Source organism: Pseudoalteromonas sp. CnMc7-15 (assembly GCF_022347925.1).
GTDB classification, from domain to species: domain Bacteria; phylum Pseudomonadota; class Gammaproteobacteria; order Enterobacterales; family Alteromonadaceae; genus Pseudoalteromonas; species Pseudoalteromonas ruthenica.
Map to the genome: position 1 here is coordinate 174529 of NZ_JAKRFT010000001.1, position 16561 is coordinate 191089.

The 16561-nt window shown below is 46.7% G+C and carries 15 protein-coding genes; 11 read left to right on the forward strand and 4 right to left on the reverse strand.

Going from position 1 to position 16561, the window contains the following annotated elements:
• Nucleotides 1-112 precede the first annotated feature (112 nt).
• A complete protein-coding gene (locus MHM95_RS00810) occupies nt 113-637 on the forward strand; it encodes a YaeQ family protein (RefSeq protein ID WP_239383938.1) in 525 nt (174 codons plus the stop codon).
• On the opposite strand, the gene yfaE is transcribed toward MHM95_RS00810, so the two are convergent.
• The 4 genes from yfaE to ubiG form a co-directional block, all read right to left on the reverse strand.
• The gene (gene yfaE / locus MHM95_RS00815) at nt 634-882 is read right to left on the reverse strand and encodes a class I ribonucleotide reductase maintenance protein YfaE (protein WP_239384271.1); all 249 of its coding nucleotides are present in this window, start codon (nt 880-882) and stop codon (nt 634-636) included. The two genes, MHM95_RS00810 and yfaE, sit on opposite strands and share 4 nt — an antisense overlap.
• Before the next feature lie 57 nt (nt 883-939).
• Nucleotides 940-2070 (reverse strand): class Ia ribonucleoside-diphosphate reductase subunit beta, encoded by a 1131-nt coding sequence (gene nrdB, locus MHM95_RS00820; protein WP_239383939.1) that lies wholly within the window; start codon nt 2068-2070, stop codon nt 940-942.
• Between the two features lie 69 nt (nt 2071-2139).
• A complete protein-coding gene (nrdA, locus tag MHM95_RS00825) occupies nt 2140-4425 on the reverse strand; it encodes a class 1a ribonucleoside-diphosphate reductase subunit alpha (protein WP_045978728.1) in 2286 nt (761 codons plus the stop codon).
• Between the two features lie 518 nt (nt 4426-4943).
• Nucleotides 4944-5654 (reverse strand): bifunctional 2-polyprenyl-6-hydroxyphenol methylase/3-demethylubiquinol 3-O-methyltransferase UbiG, encoded by a 711-nt coding sequence (gene ubiG, locus MHM95_RS00830; RefSeq protein WP_239383940.1) that lies wholly within the window; start codon nt 5652-5654, stop codon nt 4944-4946.
• A gap of 188 nt (nt 5655-5842) precedes the next feature.
• Between ubiG and gyrA the strand changes: the two genes are divergently transcribed.
• From gyrA to MHM95_RS00880, 10 genes are all read left to right on the forward strand, one after another.
• The gene (gene gyrA / locus MHM95_RS00835) at nt 5843-8515 is read left to right on the forward strand and encodes a DNA gyrase subunit A (RefSeq protein ID WP_022943832.1); all 2673 of its coding nucleotides are present in this window, start codon (nt 5843-5845) and stop codon (nt 8513-8515) included.
• 129 nt (nt 8516-8644) lie between these two features.
• Nucleotides 8645-9727: a 3-phosphoserine/phosphohydroxythreonine transaminase gene (gene serC, locus MHM95_RS00840; protein WP_045978730.1), complete on the forward strand. Its 1083-nt coding sequence runs from the start codon at nt 8645-8647 to the stop codon at nt 9725-9727.
• Nucleotides 9727-11007, forward strand: coding sequence for a 3-phosphoshikimate 1-carboxyvinyltransferase (gene aroA / locus MHM95_RS00845; protein ID WP_239383941.1), 1281 nt, complete (start codon nt 9727-9729; stop codon nt 11005-11007). The genes serC and aroA overlap by 1 nt, the downstream gene beginning before the upstream one ends.
• A 154-nt stretch (nt 11008-11161) precedes the next feature.
• Nucleotides 11162-11878 (forward strand): (d)CMP kinase, encoded by a 717-nt coding sequence (cmk, locus tag MHM95_RS00850; protein WP_045978732.1) that lies wholly within the window; start codon nt 11162-11164, stop codon nt 11876-11878.
• A gap of 95 nt (nt 11879-11973) precedes the next feature.
• Complete coding sequence (gene rpsA / locus MHM95_RS00855; RefSeq protein WP_022943836.1) at nt 11974-13641, forward strand: 30S ribosomal protein S1; 1668 nt, start codon at nt 11974-11976, stop codon at nt 13639-13641.
• Nucleotides 13642-13702: 61 nt separating this feature from the next.
• Entirely contained in the window at nt 13703-13990 is a 288-nt protein-coding gene (gene ihfB / locus MHM95_RS00860; protein ID WP_022943837.1) for an integration host factor subunit beta, read from the forward strand.
• Between the two features lie 21 nt (nt 13991-14011).
• Nucleotides 14012-14308, forward strand: a complete 297-nt coding sequence (locus tag MHM95_RS00865; RefSeq protein WP_045978733.1) for a LapA family protein — start codon at nt 14012-14014, stop codon at nt 14306-14308.
• A gap of 2 nt (nt 14309-14310) precedes the next feature.
• Nucleotides 14311-15447, forward strand: a complete 1137-nt coding sequence (lapB, locus tag MHM95_RS00870; RefSeq protein WP_022943839.1) for a lipopolysaccharide assembly protein LapB — start codon at nt 14311-14313, stop codon at nt 15445-15447.
• Between the two features lie 11 nt (nt 15448-15458).
• Nucleotides 15459-16166: an orotidine-5'-phosphate decarboxylase gene (gene pyrF, locus MHM95_RS00875; RefSeq protein WP_239383942.1), complete on the forward strand. Its 708-nt coding sequence runs from the start codon at nt 15459-15461 to the stop codon at nt 16164-16166.
• 1 nt (nt 16167) lies between these two features.
• Nucleotides 16168-16551 carry a hypothetical protein gene (locus MHM95_RS00880; RefSeq protein WP_022943841.1) on the forward strand — a complete coding sequence of 128 codons (384 nt, stop codon included), beginning with the start codon at nt 16168-16170 and terminating at the stop codon, nt 16549-16551.
• The last annotated feature ends 10 nt before the right edge of the window (nt 16552-16561 follow it).

Sequence of the window (16561 nt, forward strand, 5' to 3'; positions counted from 1 at the left end):
ATTAGCAAATCAATAAACTCAACAATGTTATACTATAACCTCGAGTTTATTCATTGTTACTCAGCGCCTTGCTCTATACTTACTAAGTATCAAGGATCAGGAAGCGGGACTTATGAGCGATAAAGGAAGGGTGTTTAAAGCACACTTTACAATTAATGATAACGTTCATCACTGCCAATTGAATGAGCATTTTACAACCGCGCGGCGAGATAACGAATCCCTGCATCACTTTATCCTACGACTGCTTGGATTTTGCTTATTTGCTTATCGCCATGACCTTACGTTATGTGACGCCCGTGAAAAACCACAGCGTGATGTTTATGCCAAAAATGATTTCGATGATTATGAGCTGGTTATCGAAGTGTTCACAGGTGATATTAAGGTCTTAAATAAGCTATATCGCGAGGCTCAACAATTGTATGTGATCACCGTACTGCCTGTTGATAGTGAGCTACAGCACTGGTTACTAGCACATCAGCGAGTTGAGCTAATTGCTATCGAAAACGCTTTTATTGCGCGCCTAGAGGCCATGTTGGCGCGCTCTTTGGCATGGCATGTGAGTGTTGACAGTGATGAAATCAGTATTACTGCCAATGATGTATTTGTTCGTTCAGCACTGCAGGTGAGTTGGTTCTAGTCGTCAAAACTTATTGTAATGTCGCCTTCAGGGGTGGAGCAACACAGTAATATTTCACCATCACGAATAAAAGCAAGCGGCTCGTGGCGATACACCACGCTGCCTTGACATAGCTTAGCTCGACAAGCACCGCAAAACCCTTCACGGCATTGATATGGCGCATCGACACCTTGGCTTTCTAAGCTATGTAACAAGCTGGGGCTCTGCTCTGGGTGAAGCAGGGCTTGGCCATTAAGTGTGATTATAGCGGGTTTGTTAGACACGATTAGGAAGAGTAGGGGCCCAAAGGGGCCCCGCTTATATTAAAGGTCAAAGTCACCAAAGTCGTTTGCATCCACTTGCGAATCGATTTGGCCAACTAAGTAAGAGCTGATTTCCGCTTCCTGCGGAGCAACTTGCACGTTATCAGATACCAACCAAGCGTTGATCCATGGGATCGGATTGCTTTGAGTTTCAAATTGAGTTGGCAAGCCTACTGCGCTCATACGTACATTGGTAATGTACTCAACGTACTGACAGAGAATGTCTTTGTTGAGCCCTATCATAGAGCCATCTTTGAAGAGATATTCAGCCCACTCTTTTTCTTGTTGCGCTGCATCGACAAACATCGCAATGGCTTGTTCGCGGCACTCGGCTGCTACCTCTGCCATTTGCGGGTCGTCCTTACCTTCTTGCATAATATTGAGCATGTGCTGCGTACCAGAGAGGTGTAAGGCTTCATCACGAGCGATAAGCTTAATGATTTTCGCATTGCCTTCCATCAGTTCACGCTCTGCAAACGCAAACGAGCATGCAAACGACACATAGAAGCGAATGGCTTCGAGAATATTTACCGACATCATCGCTAAATACAAACGTTTCTTAAGCTCGTACAGGCTCACATCAATAACATCGCCGTTAACGGTGTGCTGACCTTCGCCGTACAGGTTATAAATTGATGTTAAATGGATTAAGTCATCATAGTAACGAGTTACCGCGTCGGCACGTTCATTGATTTTGTCATTGGTGACAATGTCATCAAAAATAAGCTCAGGGGATTGCGTTACATTGCGAATGATATGAGTGTATGAGCGACTGTGGATGGTCTCACTGAACGCCCATGTTTCAATCCAGGTTTCCAGTTCTGGCAACGACACAATAGGTAGCAGGGCAACGTTGGGTGAGCGGCCTTGAACACTGTCTAGCAGGGTTTGATATTTCAAGTTACTCAAAAAGATGTGGCGTTCATGCTCGGGCAGTGATTGAAAATCAACACGGTCTTTGCTGACATCCACTTCTTCCGGGCGCCAAAAGAAAGACAGTTGCTTTTCAATTAACTTCTCAAAAATAGGGTACTTCTGCTGGTCGTAACGTGACACATTCACCGTTTGCCCAAAAAACATCGGTTCTTTTAATTGGTCGTTATGATTACGGCTAAAAGTGGTGTATGACATAGTCGTGGGGTCTCAATCTACTTGGTAGAACAACAAAGGAATGCGGCTGTACACAGCCGCATGCTGTAATTATATTTTACACGCGCCGCCTTCACAGCCGTCATCGGCTTGTTCTGGCTTAAGCTCGTCTTGCGAGTCAGCTGCACCATCACGAGTGTTATGGTAGTACAACGTTTTGACACCAAGCTTGTACGCGGTCAATAAGTCTTTAAGCAGTAACTTCATAGGTACTTTACCGCCTTCGAACTTGTTTGGATCATAGTTGGTATTGGCTGAAATCGTTTGATCAACGAACTTCTGCATAATGCCAACAAGTTGCAGGTAACCATCGTTAGAAGGGATATCCCAAAGTAACTCGTACTGCTCTTTCAAACGCTCATATTCAGGCACTACCTGCTTCAAAATACCGTCTTTGGATGCTTTAACGCTGATATGCCCACGCGGTGGCTCAATGCCGTTCGTGGCATTAGAAATCTGCGATGATGTCTCAGAAGGCATTAAAGCTGATAGCGTCGAGTTACGCATACCATGGGTTTTAATGCTTTCGCGTAGTCCATCCCAGTCAAGGTGTAACGGCTCGTCACATACACTATCGAGATCCTTCTTATAAGTATCGATAGGCATAACGCCTTGAGCATAGGTTGTTTCGTTAAACTTAGGACAAGCGCCTTTTTCTTTCGCTAACTCATTTGACGCTTTCATTAAGTAATATTGAATCGCCTCAAAAGTTTTGTGTGTTAGCGCGTTGGCACTGCCATCGGAATAACGTTTGCCATTTTTAGCTAAGTAATAGGCAAAGTTAATGACGCCAATACCCAAAGTACGGCGGCCCATGGTGGCGTTATACGCAGCAGGAACTGGGTACTCTTGGTAATCCAACAGGCTATCAAGGGCGCGGACACCTAGTTCGGCCAGCTCTTCGAGCTCGTCGAGTGAATTGATAGCACCGAGGTTAAATGCCGATAGCGTACACAAGGCAATTTCGCCTTCTTCGTCCATAACATTATTCATCGGTTTAGTCGGCAGCGCGATTTCTAAACATAAATTAGATTGACGAATAGGCGCGACTTTAGCATCAAACGGGCTGTGAGTATTACAGTGATCCACGTTTTGCAGATAGATGCGCCCAGTGCTGGCACGCTCTTGCAAAAACATCGAAAACAGCTCAATGGCCTTGATACGTTTTTTGCGAATACTGTCGTCTTGTTCGTACTGCACATAAAGCTGTTCGAACTTTTCTTGGTCTTCGAAAAAGGCATCGTACAAGCCTGGCACATCCGATGGACTGAATAAGGTAATGTGGCCGTCTTTAATGAGTCGGGTATACATCAGCTTATTAAACTGCACACCATAATCTAGATGGCGTACCCGGTTGTCATCGACACCTCGGTTATTCTTCAAGACCAGCAGATTTTCCACTTCCAAGTGCCACAGTGGGTAGAAGAGTGTGGCTGCGCCGCCGCGCACCCCACCTTGAGAGCAGCTTTTTACTGCCGTTTGGAAGTGCTTATAAAATGGGATACAACCTGTATGGTAGGCTTCACCGTTACGGATTGGGCTGCCTAGGGCACGAATGCGTCCGGCGTTAATACCAATACCGGCACGCTGTGATACGTATTTAACGATTGCAGAAGAAGTCGCGTTAATGGAATCTAGGCTATCGTCACACTCAATCAGTACGCATGAGCTAAATTGACGAGTCGGTGTGCGCACACCCGACATAATCGGTGTTGGCAACGAAATTTTGAATGTAGAAACGGCATCGTAAAAGCGCTTAACATAGTCAAGACGCGTTTCTTTTGGGTATTCAGAGAATAAGCTGGCAGCCACTAATACATATAAAAATTGCGCGCTCTCGTAAATGTCGCCAGTAACACGGTTTTGGACTAGGTATTTACCTTCCAACTGCTTTACTGCGGCGTAGCTGAAGTTTAAGTCTCGGCTATGATCAATAAAGGCATCCATTTGCTCGAACTCAGACTGAGTGTAATCAGTGAGTAAATGTTGATCGTAGCGTTTATCTTCAACGAGCTTAACTACGTGGTCATACAGCTTCGGTGGCTCAAATTGGCCATAAGCTTTCTTTCTTAGATGAAAGATGGCAAGGCGAGCTGCCAAAAACTGATAGTCAGGAGTGTCTTTTGAGATCAGATCTGCTGCTGACTTAATGATTGTCTCATGAATGTCTTCGGTGCGGATACCGTCATAGAACTGAATATGGGACTTAAGTTCAACTTGTGAGACAGATACATTATTCAGACCTTCTGCCGCCCAAGTAATAACGCGATGGATTTTATCTAAATCCAGCGCTTCCTTACGTCCGTCGCGTTTACTAACAGATAGCTGTTGGTTCATAGTTATTGCCCGTATTTATAATTAGTTGTCTTAGCGCACGGCTGAGAAATACGTGTTGCCGCCCGTATTTACACCAGCGGATGTTACTTTACTGCCAGGATAGTGCTTCGCTATCACCTATTTATGAGTACAGCAGATTAAAGCACGGCCTAATTGGCCAAGATTTAAACACTATATATGGTGTTTTCATCACAGCGACTCACAAGATAGTGGGGTAGCGATGCTTTTGCAAGAGGCGCATACCTTGACAATCTGTGGATAACTACAAGGGGTTAGTGATCGTTAACCTTATAGCATTTTTAAAGCTGTATTTAGATGAAAATCAACGCCAAAAAAAACAATTTAAACGAAATTTTTGTACCGATAGCGACTGATTTTTTTATCATCAATACGCTTAAATTGTATTCGTGACGATCATTTTAAATCACTATATCTGGTGTTCAAAAATTAACAAGCCACCAGATATAGTGTATTCGTCATCCGCGAATTTGCCAATACAATGCGCGGATCATTTTCGATCACAGTAATTTTTCGAAGTGCAATATATAGTTAACGCTAACGTCGTTGTTAAGGGTAAATTGTTTTGTCAGCGGGTTATAACTTAAGCCGGCGCTGTGACGCACTTTGAGCCCTTGTTGCTCAGCCCATGCTATAAGTTGCGAGGGGCGAATAAACTTACTGTGGTCGTGCGTGCCTTCAGGAACCATTTTTAGCACCTTCTCCGCTCCCAGTATTGCCAGCAAATAGGCTTTAGTGGTTTTATTGAGCGTAGAGAAATACACGTTTGCTCCTGGTTTAGCGAGGCGGGCGGCGGCGGCAATAACCGACTCGGGTTCAGGCACATGCTCAAGCATTTCCATACAAGTGACCACATCAAACTGTTCACTGTGGTGTTCGCTAAATGCTTCGGCAGTGCTTAATTGATAATCCACTTTTACCCCAGACTCCAGCGCGTGCAGCTTCGCTACATTGAGTGGCTCTTGGCCCATATCAATGCCCGTGACTTGGGCGCCGAGCTTGGCCATGCTTTCGGCTAAAATTCCACCTCCGCAGCCTATATCCACGGCCTGCTTTTGCGCCAGCCCTTGTGCGTGCTGGGCGATGAAATCCAGTCGCAGAGGGTTGATATCGTGTAGTGGTTTGAATTCGCCGTCGAAATCCCACCAACGTTCGGCAATGGCCTCAAATTTGGCTATCTCGCTGTGGTCTATATTTTGATGTTCGGTCATATAAAACTTCCTCGTGTTTATGAGGCCATTATACGGGGGGATTTTCGCAAATCGCAAAGATTTAGCGCCTGTAAAATCAAAAATAATGTGATAGCATGAACGCAGATAATAACGACAAATGACAGTCGCTGATTCTCCTTCACTTTGTTGGGGACGGAGGCTGTCAATGAAGAAGGAAAGTGGAATCAATGACTGATCTCGCCAACGAAGTCCTTCCGGTTAATATTGAAGATGAGTTAAAAAATTCCTACCTCGATTACGCTATGAGTGTAATTGTAGGGCGTGCGCTTCCCGATGTGCGTGACGGGCTTAAGCCTGTTCACCGTCGTGTGTTGTTTGCCATGAATGAACTCCGCAATGACTGGAATAAACCCTATAAGAAATCGGCTCGTGTAGTCGGTGATGTAATCGGTAAATACCACCCCCATGGCGACAGTGCAGTGTACGACACCATCGTTCGTATGGCACAGCCATTCTCCTTGCGTTACATGCTTGTTGATGGTCAAGGTAACTTTGGCTCGGTAGATGGTGACTCAGCGGCAGCGATGCGTTACACCGAAGTACGTATGGCGAAGCTATCACAAGAGCTACTGGCTGATTTAGAAAAAGAAACTGTAGACTTTGTGCCGAACTACGACGGCACCGAGCAAATCCCAGATGTGTTGCCGACCAAAGTGCCTAACTTACTCGTCAATGGTTCTTCGGGTATTGCCGTCGGTATGGCGACTAACATACCGCCGCATAACCTCACCGAAGTGATCAATGGTTGTTTGGCGCTTATTAAAGAGCCGGAAACCACGATTGAAGAGTTGATGGACTACATTCCTGGTCCTGATTTCCCTACTGCAGCTATTATCAATGGCAAAAAGGGCATTGAGCAGGCCTATAAAACCGGTCGTGGTAAGATTTATATCCGCGCTCGTGCCGATGTCGAAGTGGATGAAAAAACCGGGCGCGAAACCATTGTTGTCCATGAAATCCCGTACCAGGTTAACAAAGCGCGCTTGATTGAAAAAATCGCCGAACTGGTTAAAGACAAGAAGATTGAGGGGATCAGTGCGCTGCGTGATGAGTCTGATAAAGACGGTATGCGCATTGTTATCGAGGTAAAACGCGGCGAAGTCGGCGAAGTCATCCTCAATAACCTGTACGCACAAACGCAAATGCAAACGGTGTTTGGCATGAACATGGTTGCCTTAGATGGCAATCAGCCACGTTGTTTCAACCTCAAAGAGATGCTTGAAGCCTTTATTCTGCATCGTCGTGAAGTGGTCACTCGCCGGACTGTATACGATTTACGTAAAGCCCGTGACCGTGCACACACCCTTGAAGGCCTTGCGATTGCTTTGGCGAATATCGACCCGGTCATTGAGCTGATCCGTAAGTCGCCAACACCGGCCGAGGCGAAAGAAGCGTTAGTATCTCGCCCGTGGGAGCTCGGCAACGTAAAAGCCATGCTAGAAAAAGCCGGTGATGATGCTGCGCGCCCAGACTGGCTTGCTGATGGCTTAGGTATTCGCGATGGTCAATACTATCTATCAGAGCCCCAAGCTCAGGCTATTTTGGAGCTGCGCTTACATAAGCTGACAGGCCTAGAGCACGGTAAGATCCTTGATGAATACCAAGAGCTACTTGAGCTTATCGCTGAGTTGTTACATATCCTCGGTTCACCTGAGCGTTTGATGGAAGTGATCCGTGACGAGTTAGTATTGATTAAAGACACCTATGGCGATGAGCGTCGTACTGAAATCAGTGCTGCGGCGCACGACATCAGCTTGGAAGATTTAATCAACGAAGAAGATGTGGTGGTGACCTTGTCCCATGAAGGCTATGTTAAGTACCAGCCTTTGAGTGATTATGAGGCCCAGCGTCGAGGCGGTAAGGGTAAGTCGGCAACGAAGATGAAAGATGAAGATTTCATCGAGCGCTTACTGGTCGCCAATACCCACGACACCATTTTATGCTTCTCCAGCGCAGGGCGTTTGTATTGGCTGAAAGTCTATCAGTTGCCACTTGCCAGCCGCGCAGCGCGTGGTAAGCCGATTGTTAACTTACTACCGCTCGAAGCTGATGAACGTATCACCACGATATTGCCTGTGCGTGAATACGAAGAAGACAAGTTTATTGTCATGGCGACCGCCAGCGGTGTTGTTAAGAAAACGCCACTGACGGCCTACAGCCGTCAACGCGCCAGCGGCATCATCGCGATTAACCTGAACGAAGGGGATAGCTTAATCGGTGCACGTATCACCACTGGTGAAGACGACATTATGCTATTTACCGAGCACGGCAAAGTAGTGCGTTTCAATGAGAAACAACGCGATGCTGAAACGGGTGAAGTTAAACGCGACCCTGAAACGGGCGAAGAACTGCTTGCTCTGCGTCCTATGGGCCGTACTGCGACAGGTGTTCGTGGCATCAAGATGCCAGACGACGTCAAAGTGGTATCGTTAATTGTACCGCAAGGGGATGGCGCTATCCTAACCGTGACCGAGAATGGCTATGGTAAACGCACACCATTAGAAGAGTATCCAGCTAAGAGTCGAGCGACACAAGGCGTGGTCTCAATTAAAGTGAGCGAGCGCAATGGCCCTGTAGTTGGTGCGGTGCAAGTCGATGACAATGATGAAATCATGATCATTTCTAATCGCGGGACCTTAGTACGTACTCGTGTTAATGAAGTGTCTCGCGTTGGTCGTAACACGCAGGGGGTCATTTTGATCCGCACCATTGACGGTGAGGCTGTGGTTGGGTTACAACGTATCGAAGAAATCGATGATGAAGACCTAGTCGACATAGAGCAAAATGAGGTGCCAGAAAATTCACAGGCACCCACTGCAGGCGATGACACGCCTGAGTAAATCTCTTAGTATATGAAAGCGGCTTCGGCCGCTTTTTTTATTTGTTGATAATACCTTTCGAGCACTTAATCGTGGTGCATAGCGTCCTAGGTGTTATCCATACGCATATGGAATGAGGAAATAGAAGTAATGAGCGTATACAACTTTTGTGCAGGCCCTGCCATGTTGCCACCCGAGGTTATGAAAAAGGCACAGAGTGAATTTTTAGATTGGCAAAATCTTGGAGTCTCGGTGATGGAAGTGAGTCACCGAGCCGAGCCGTTTTTAACCATGGCGCAACAGTGCGAGGCGCGTTTGCGCCGGTTAATGAACATTAGCGATGACTTTGCCGTGCTCTTTATGCATGGTGGCGGTCGTGGTCAATTTGCCGCTGTGCCAATGAATTTGCATTTGGACGATGCACCAGCGGTGTATGTTAATACCGGTATTTGGTCTGACGGCGCGGCGACAGAAGCGCGTAAGTACACCGATGTGGTGGAACTGAACGTACGTGATGACCGTGATGGTCAGTTTGGCGTAACACCGGTGGCGCAATGGCCATTGCCTGAAAAAGCCAGCTACATTCATTATTGCCCTAATGAAACCATTGATGGTGTTGAATTATTTGACGTGCCTCGCCACCCTAGTGCGCCCATCGTGGCCGATATGTCGTCGATGATTTTATCGCGAGAAATCAATGTTGATGACTTTGATGTTATTTACGCCGGTGCGCAAAAAAATATTGGTCCTTCAGGGCTTGCTATTGTGATTGTCCGTAAGACGCTGCTTGAGCGCCAAGGTTTGCCGCGCCCAGGAATACTGGATTACGCGGTGGAGGCCAAGCAAGGCAGTATGTATAACACGCCGCCGACCTTCGCTTGGTACCTGGCTGATGAGGTGTTTAAGTACCTTGAAGAGCATGGTGGTGTACCAGCTATGCAGCGCCATAATAAAAATAAAGCGGCCATCTTGTACGATTACATCGATAGCTCCTCGTTTTACAATAATAAAGTGGACAAAGCCTGCCGCTCATTAATGAATGTACCGTTTTGGTTGAACGACGAGCGCCATAATGAACGCTTCTTAGCGTTGTCTAAACAAGCGGGCTTGCTGGCGTTAGAAGGGCATCGTTTTGTTGGCGGCATGCGTGCGAGTATCTATAACGCCATGCCGGTCGCCGGTATTGAGGCGCTAGTGACCTTTATGGATGAGTTTGCCAAGGAGCATGGGTGATGGAGTCATTACGATTAGCGCCAATCAAAGGCGTCAATGGTGAGGTCACCCTCCCAGGTTCAAAAAGCCTTTCTAACCGCATCTTATTGCTGGCAGCGCTTGCACAGGGCGACACCACAGTGACCAACCTGCTCGACAGCGATGATATTCGTCATATGCTTGCAGCGCTCTCGGCCTTAGGGATTAAGGTTGAATTGAGCGATGATAAAACGCAGGCTGTGGTGCATGGGCGGGGCGGTGAACTGGATACTCCAGATGATGCTTTGTTTCTCGGTAACGCGGGCACCGCATTTCGACCTCTGACTGCGGTGTTAGCAGCAACTTCGGGCTCTTTCACACTGACAGGCGAGCCGCGCATGGAAGAACGTCCGATTGGCCACTTGGTGGATGCGCTACAGTCACTGGGAGCCGATATTCACTTCAGCAAACAGCGCCACTATCCGCCGTTGGTGATTCACGGTCAAGGGCTCAGCGGGGGTGAAGTAAGCCTTGATGGCAGTATTTCCAGTCAGTTTCTGACCGCTTTATTGATGGCCGCTCCGCTGTTTCAGGGGGATACCAACATCAGCATTAAAGGTGAGTTGGTCTCTAAGCCCTATATAGATATCACCCTTGGGGTGATGGCGAAATTTGGTGTCCATGTTGAACATGACAATTATCAACGCTTCCATGTCAAAGGCGGACAAACATACCAAAGCCCTGGACGCATAATGGTTGAAGGCGACGCTTCCTCAGCATCTTACTTTGTTGCGGCGGCAGCCATTGCTGGCGGTGAAATCACCATTCATGGTGTTGGCTCGCAAAGTGTACAAGGAGATATCGGCTTTGCGAAGGTTATGCAGCAGGTGGGGGCTGACATTGATTGGCATGATACCAAGTTGGTTGTGCGCAAAGGTAAACTCAAAGGCGTGGACATTGACGCCAATGCAATCCCTGATGCAGCAATGACACTGGCAACAGTCGCACTGTTTGCAAAGGGCAAAACGGCAATTCGTAATATCTATAATTGGCGAGTCAAAGAAACCGACCGGTTACATGCAATGGCAACCGAGTTGAAAAAGTTGGGCGCTGAGGTCATAGAGGGCGAAGACTATATCGAAATCACCCCGGTAGCAGCGCTTAATGATGTTGCCATCGATACTTATAACGACCATCGTATCGCGATGTGCTTTTCATTGGTTGCAGTGGGCGGGTGGCCTGTCACTATTAACGACCCGAATTGCACCGCGAAAACCTTCCCTACCTATTTTGATACACTGTCACACGTCAGTCAACACTAGCCTTTGCAGCCTGTTTACGCTTTTTCGCAAGCAGGCTGATACTTGATCTGTTACAAAACAATATTAAAAAACTACTGTAATGACGCGAATTTGCAGAAAAGTTCGCGTATAATACCGCCGATTTTAATGTTTGCTGTGCATGCAGGAGGTTTGAATGCAGGCATCAATGCCGGTGATCACCATTGATGGGCCAAGTGGCTCAGGCAAGGGTACGGTGTGTCGCTTACTTGCACAAAAATTAGGCTGGGACGTGCTTGATAGTGGTGCAATTTACCGGGTGTTAGCGCTCGCGGCGTTACACCACCAAATAGCCCTAGATAGCGAAGAGGCCCTTGTTCCTCTGGCGGCGAATTTAGATGTGCAATTCGAGTTTGATAACGAGACCGACTCGAGCAAGATTATCCTTGAGGGTGAAGAAGTCACCCATGGCATTCGCAACGAAGAAGTCGGCGCTGCGGCATCTAAAGTTGCCGCGCTGCCGCGTGTACGCGAAGCATTACTGCGCCGTCAGCGCGCATTTCGCAGCGAGAACGGCTTAATCGCCGATGGCAGAGATATGGGCACGGTGGTGTTCCCCGACGCTGAGGTGAAGATTTACCTCACTGCCAGTGCCGAAGAGCGCGCCGAGCGCCGTTTTAAAGAGTTGAAGGAGCGTGGCCTGGATGTTACACTAGGTGGTCTACTCGAGGACATTAAAGCACGTGACGAACGTGATATGAATCGCAGCGTGGCACCCCTTGTGCCAGCAGATGATGCTATCACTGTTGATACAACGCAGCTCAATGCCGAACAGGTGTTCGCTCAGGTTAATAAGATCCTAGAAGATGCGGTCTTAGCCGGCAAACTCCCGCATACGAGTATAAAAGACTAATTTATTTCACATTGGCAGGATGCTGATGTTTTACTAATAACCCCGCTGAGCAGTGACGCGATGTGGAGAATTTAACTTATAGAGACGTATTAAGTATGTCAGAAAATTTTGCGCAGTTATTTGAAGAAAGCCTACAGGATTTTGAAGCTCAACAGGGCTCAATCGTAAAAGGTACCGTAATCTCTATCGAGAACAACATCGTTCTTGTAGACGCTGGCCTAAAGTCAGAAAGTGCCATTCCTGCAGAGCAGTTCAAAAATACTGCTGGTGAACTAGAAGTTGCCGTTGGTGACGAAGTAGATGTAGCACTAGACGCTATCGAAGACGGCTTCGGTGAAACTATTCTTTCTCGTGAAAAAGCGAAGCGCCACGAAGCGTGGATTCGCCTTGAAAAAGCGTGTGAAGAAAACGAAACAGTTACTGGTGTTATCAATGGCAAGGTTAAAGGCGGCTTCACTGTTGAAGTAGATTCAATCCGTGCCTTCCTACCTGGTTCACTTGTTGATGTTCGTCCAGTACGTGACACCACTCACCTTGAAGGTAAAGAGCTAGAGTTCAAAGTAATCAAGCTTGACCAGAAGCGCAACAACGTTGTTGTTTCACGTCGTGCTGTTATTGAGTCTGAAAACTCAGCTGAACGTGAAGAGCTACTTGCTAACCTTGTTGAAGGTCAAGAAGTTAAAGGTATCGTTAAGAACCTTACCGATTACGGTGCGTTCGTAGATCTAGGTGGTGTAGACGGTCTACTACACATCACTGACATGGCGTGGAAGCGTGTTAAGCACCCTTCAGAAATCGTAAATGTTGGCGACGAAATCAACGTTAAAGTACTTAAGTTCGACAAAGAGAAAACACGTGTTTCTCTAGGTCTTAAGCAGCTTGGCGAAGATCCATGGCAAGAAATTGCTAACCGTTACCCAGAAGGCGCTAAGCTAACTGGTCGTGTAACTAACCTAACTGACTACGGTTGCTTCGTTGAAATCGAAGAAGGCGTAGAAGGTCTAGTACACGTTTCTGAGATGGATTGGACTAACAAGAACATCCACCCATCTAAAGTAGTATCACTAGGTGATACTGTTGAAGTAATGGTACTAGAGATCGACGAAGAGCGTCGTCGTATTTCTCTAGGTCTTAAGCAGTGTAAAGCGAACCCTTGGCAGGAATTTGCGCGTCTTAACAACAAAGGCGACCAAGTTACTGGTAAGATCAAGTCAATCACTGACTTCGGTATCTTCATCGGTCTTGAAGGCGGCATCGACGGTCTTGTACACCTATCTGATATTTCTTGGAACACGCCTGGCGAAGAAGCTGTACGTGAATACAAGAAAGGTGACGAGATCACAGCTATCGTTCTTCAAGTTGACCCAGAGCGTGAGCGTATCTCTCTAGGCGTTAAGCAAATCGAAGCGGATCCTTTCAATAACTACCTAGACGCAAACAAAAAAGGTGCTATTGTTAAAGGTAAAGTGACAGCTGTTGATGCTAAAGGTGCAACAGTTGAGCTTGCTGAAGGCGTTGAAGGTTACATCCGTGTAGCAGACATCGCTCAAGAGCGTGTAGAAGATGCAACTGCAGTTGCTTCTGAAGGCGACGAAATCGAAGCGAAGTTTGTTGGCGTAGATCGTAAGAACCGCGCTATCAGCCTTTCTGTAAAAGCGATTTACGAAGCTGAAGAGAAAGAAGCGCTTGAGAAATTGAAGGCAGATGAGCCTCAGTTCGAAAACGCTATGGCTGCTGCATTTAAAAATGCACAAAAAGACTAAGCTTTAGTCGAGTCTAGGAAGGGCGCAAGCCCTTCCTTTTGTAAGCACTTGAGGAAACATTATGACCAAGTCAGAGTTAATAGAACAGCTTGCAGAACAACACTCACACATCCAAGCACGTGATGTTGAAAATGCCGTAAAAGAAATTCTAGAACAGATGGCCGGCTCGCTCTCTAGCGCCGAGCGCATCGAAATTCGCGGCTTTGGTAGCTTTTCCCTTCATTACCGTGCACCACGTACAGGCCGAAATCCAAAAACCGGCGAAACCGTTGAACTAGACGGTAAATATGTCCCTCATTTTAAACCAGGCAAAGAATTGCGCGATCGCGTTAACGAGAGCATACAATAATAACAACGGAGTCGTTACCGAGTGAAGGTTGTAAAAATCGTTCTTTTTGTACTGTGTGTTTTTATTGCCTTCGTATTGGGTTCGCAAAATCCACAGTCTGTTCAAGTAAATTATCTTATTGCTAGCGCTCAACTACCACTTGCTGCCCTTATCAGCGTGTGTTTTGTTATTGGCCTATTAGTCGGTTGCTTTGTAAGTTTCCGTGTGTTTTCCAAGTTAAAGTGGCAAAACTACCGCTTGCAGCGACGCAATACCAAGCTAGCCCGTGATTCCAACAACGACATAGGCCCTGAGCCTGCCACTGAAAAAGACGGTTAGCCATGCTTGAACTGTTGTTTTTACTCTTGCCTGTAGCTGCGGGCTACGGTTGGATAATGGGTAAAAACAGTGCCAAAAACCAAGCCCATCAACATAATCGCAAAATCACCGCCGAATACAGTAAAGGCCTTAAGTACCTGCTTGATAGGGAAGAAGATCAAGGCCTTGAACACCTCATTCAGTTACTCGAGGTCTCTGCAGACTCGGTCGAGCACTACTTGACCTTAGCGGCATTATTTCGCAAGCGCGGCGAGCTTGACCGCGCCATCAAGATTCATGAGTTATTACTTGAGCACCCTAACTTAAATCAAGATCAGCTCACTGAAAGTCGCTTAGAGTTAGCACAGGACTATATCTTGGCTGGATTGCTTGATAGCGCAGAAGAGCACCTACTTATCCTTGTTAAAGGGAAGCGTCAGCAGGCCATTGAGCCGCTTATCACCTTATACTCACAAACGCGAGAGTGGCAAAAAGGCGTTGAGTTATACCAGCGTCATGCCCATTTATTCATTCACAGCCAACAACGTATTGCGATTGCGAATTTTTACTGTGAGGCAGCCCTTAATAGTCAGCAAACAGAGTTGATGTCACAAGCCTTAGGAGTAGGCGAGCCGAGTATTCGCCCCTTATATGAACTGGGCCTACAGGCTTATCAACGGGAAGACTATGTGCAAGCAATTCACTATTGGCGTGACTTGGTCACTCAATTTACCCGCTGCTCACCGTTAGTGATTGATAAGCTAGCCAACGCCTATCGTCATTTGAACTTACAGCAACAGTTCGAGCAATTGTTGAGTGAGCTGGTAGAGCAAGGCGGTGTCCTTCTTAAAATTCATTATTGCCAGCATTTATTAACACGAGGCGAAAACCAAGCGGCTATGGAGTTTCTCACCAAAAGCTTGAAGAAACAGCCGAATATCCGTGGCTTTCGTTTTCTGTTACAATTATTGGCTGGTCAAAATGCCCAACTCGATGAGGCATTAAACCCCATAGATAAACTGATCCAATCATATATAGACACCAAGGCTGACTATCAATGTCAGCATTGTGGCTTCGAAAGCCATAGCCATTACTGGTTATGTCCTTCATGTCGACATTGGGAGTCTATACAGCCAAGCCGTGGGCTTGATGGTTTTTAAACAGGAAAAAAATGAGCTCTGTTGATTCTAAAAAAGTATTGATCGCCTTAGATTATGACGACCAAGGCAAAGCCTTAGCTTTTGTAAAGCAATTATCACCTAGAACTTGCCGCTTAAAGGTAGGCAAAGAAATGTTTACGTTGTTTGGTCCCGATTTTGTCAAACAATTAGTGGATTTGGGCTTCGATGTATTTCTCGATTTGAAATTCCATGATATTCCTAACACTGTTGCTAAAGCGGTGACTGCGGCTGCAAAATTAGGGGTATGGATGGTTAATGTTCATGCCAGTGGTGGTGTGGCAATGATGGAAAAGGCGAAAGCAGCATTGACTCCTTTCGGTGACAAAGCGCCGTTACTGATTGCGGTGACCGTCCTTACCAGTATGGATGAAATACAATTAAAACAATTAGGTATTGATAAATCCCCACAAGAACAAGTATTGTATCTAGCCAAGCTTGCACAGCAGGCTGGTCTTGATGGTGTAGTTTGTTCAGCGCAAGAAGCGCAGTTGTTAAAATCACAGTTGGGGTCAGAGTTTACACTCGTGACACCGGGGATCCGCCCAGCAGGAAGCGATGCCGGGGACCAAAAACGTATAATGACACCAGAGCGAGCCGTCGCGAGCGGCAGCGACTACCTGGTTATTGGTCGTCCAATCACGCAAGCTGCTGATCCAGTTGCGGTATTAACTGAGATTAATGAGAGTCTAGGAGACTAAGGTGAAATACATTCTGCTGATAGCCCTCATCGTGGCCGCAGGTTATTATTATCATCGCCAGAGCACCGCAGAAAGTAATGCGCGCGCACTGGCGCTGCTGATTGAGCAGGTAGAATACCAAGATGTGGATCTATTTGCTCTGAAAGAGGCACTGGCAAAACGTGTCTATGCGATTTGCGCCAATAATGAAGCAATGCTGTTGGAGTCTGGGCGTTCAGTGGGTAACTGTATGGAAGGCCATGATATTAAACGTGTCGAGTGTGAAGGGCGTATCTTTCGGCTTGCTCCGTTGAGTATTAGTAATCGCTCAGAGTTGCTTGATTATTCTAAGCGTTATGTACGCTGCGCTCTGCCTTACGATGACCTTCGTTACCAATCCTACTAATCTACGTAAA

What these genes read in the sequence shown, in the direction of transcription:
- MHM95_RS00810 (WP_239383938.1), top strand. Translation starts at nt 113, where the DNA reads ATGAGCGATAAAGGAAGGGTGTTTAAAGCACACTTTACAATTAATGAT.
- nrdB (WP_239383939.1), bottom strand. Translation starts at nt 2,070, where the DNA reads ATGTCATACACCACTTTTAGCCGTAATCATAACGACCAATTAAAAGAA.
- nrdA (WP_045978728.1), bottom strand. Translation starts at nt 4,425, where the DNA reads ATGAACCAACAGCTATCTGTTAGTAAACGCGACGGACGTAAGGAAGCG.
- ubiG (WP_239383940.1), bottom strand. Translation starts at nt 5,654, where the DNA reads ATGACCGAACATCAAAATATAGACCACAGCGAGATAGCCAAATTTGAG.
- gyrA (WP_022943832.1), top strand. Translation starts at nt 5,843, where the DNA reads ATGACTGATCTCGCCAACGAAGTCCTTCCGGTTAATATTGAAGATGAG.
- serC (WP_045978730.1), top strand. Translation starts at nt 8,645, where the DNA reads ATGAGCGTATACAACTTTTGTGCAGGCCCTGCCATGTTGCCACCCGAG.
- aroA (WP_239383941.1), top strand. Translation starts at nt 9,727, where the DNA reads ATGGAGTCATTACGATTAGCGCCAATCAAAGGCGTCAATGGTGAGGTC.
- cmk (WP_045978732.1), top strand. Translation starts at nt 11,162, where the DNA reads ATGCAGGCATCAATGCCGGTGATCACCATTGATGGGCCAAGTGGCTCA.
- rpsA (WP_022943836.1), top strand. Translation starts at nt 11,974, where the DNA reads ATGTCAGAAAATTTTGCGCAGTTATTTGAAGAAAGCCTACAGGATTTT.
- ihfB (WP_022943837.1), top strand. Translation starts at nt 13,703, where the DNA reads ATGACCAAGTCAGAGTTAATAGAACAGCTTGCAGAACAACACTCACAC.
- lapB (WP_022943839.1), top strand. Translation starts at nt 14,311, where the DNA reads ATGCTTGAACTGTTGTTTTTACTCTTGCCTGTAGCTGCGGGCTACGGT.
- pyrF (WP_239383942.1), top strand. Translation starts at nt 15,459, where the DNA reads ATGAGCTCTGTTGATTCTAAAAAAGTATTGATCGCCTTAGATTATGAC.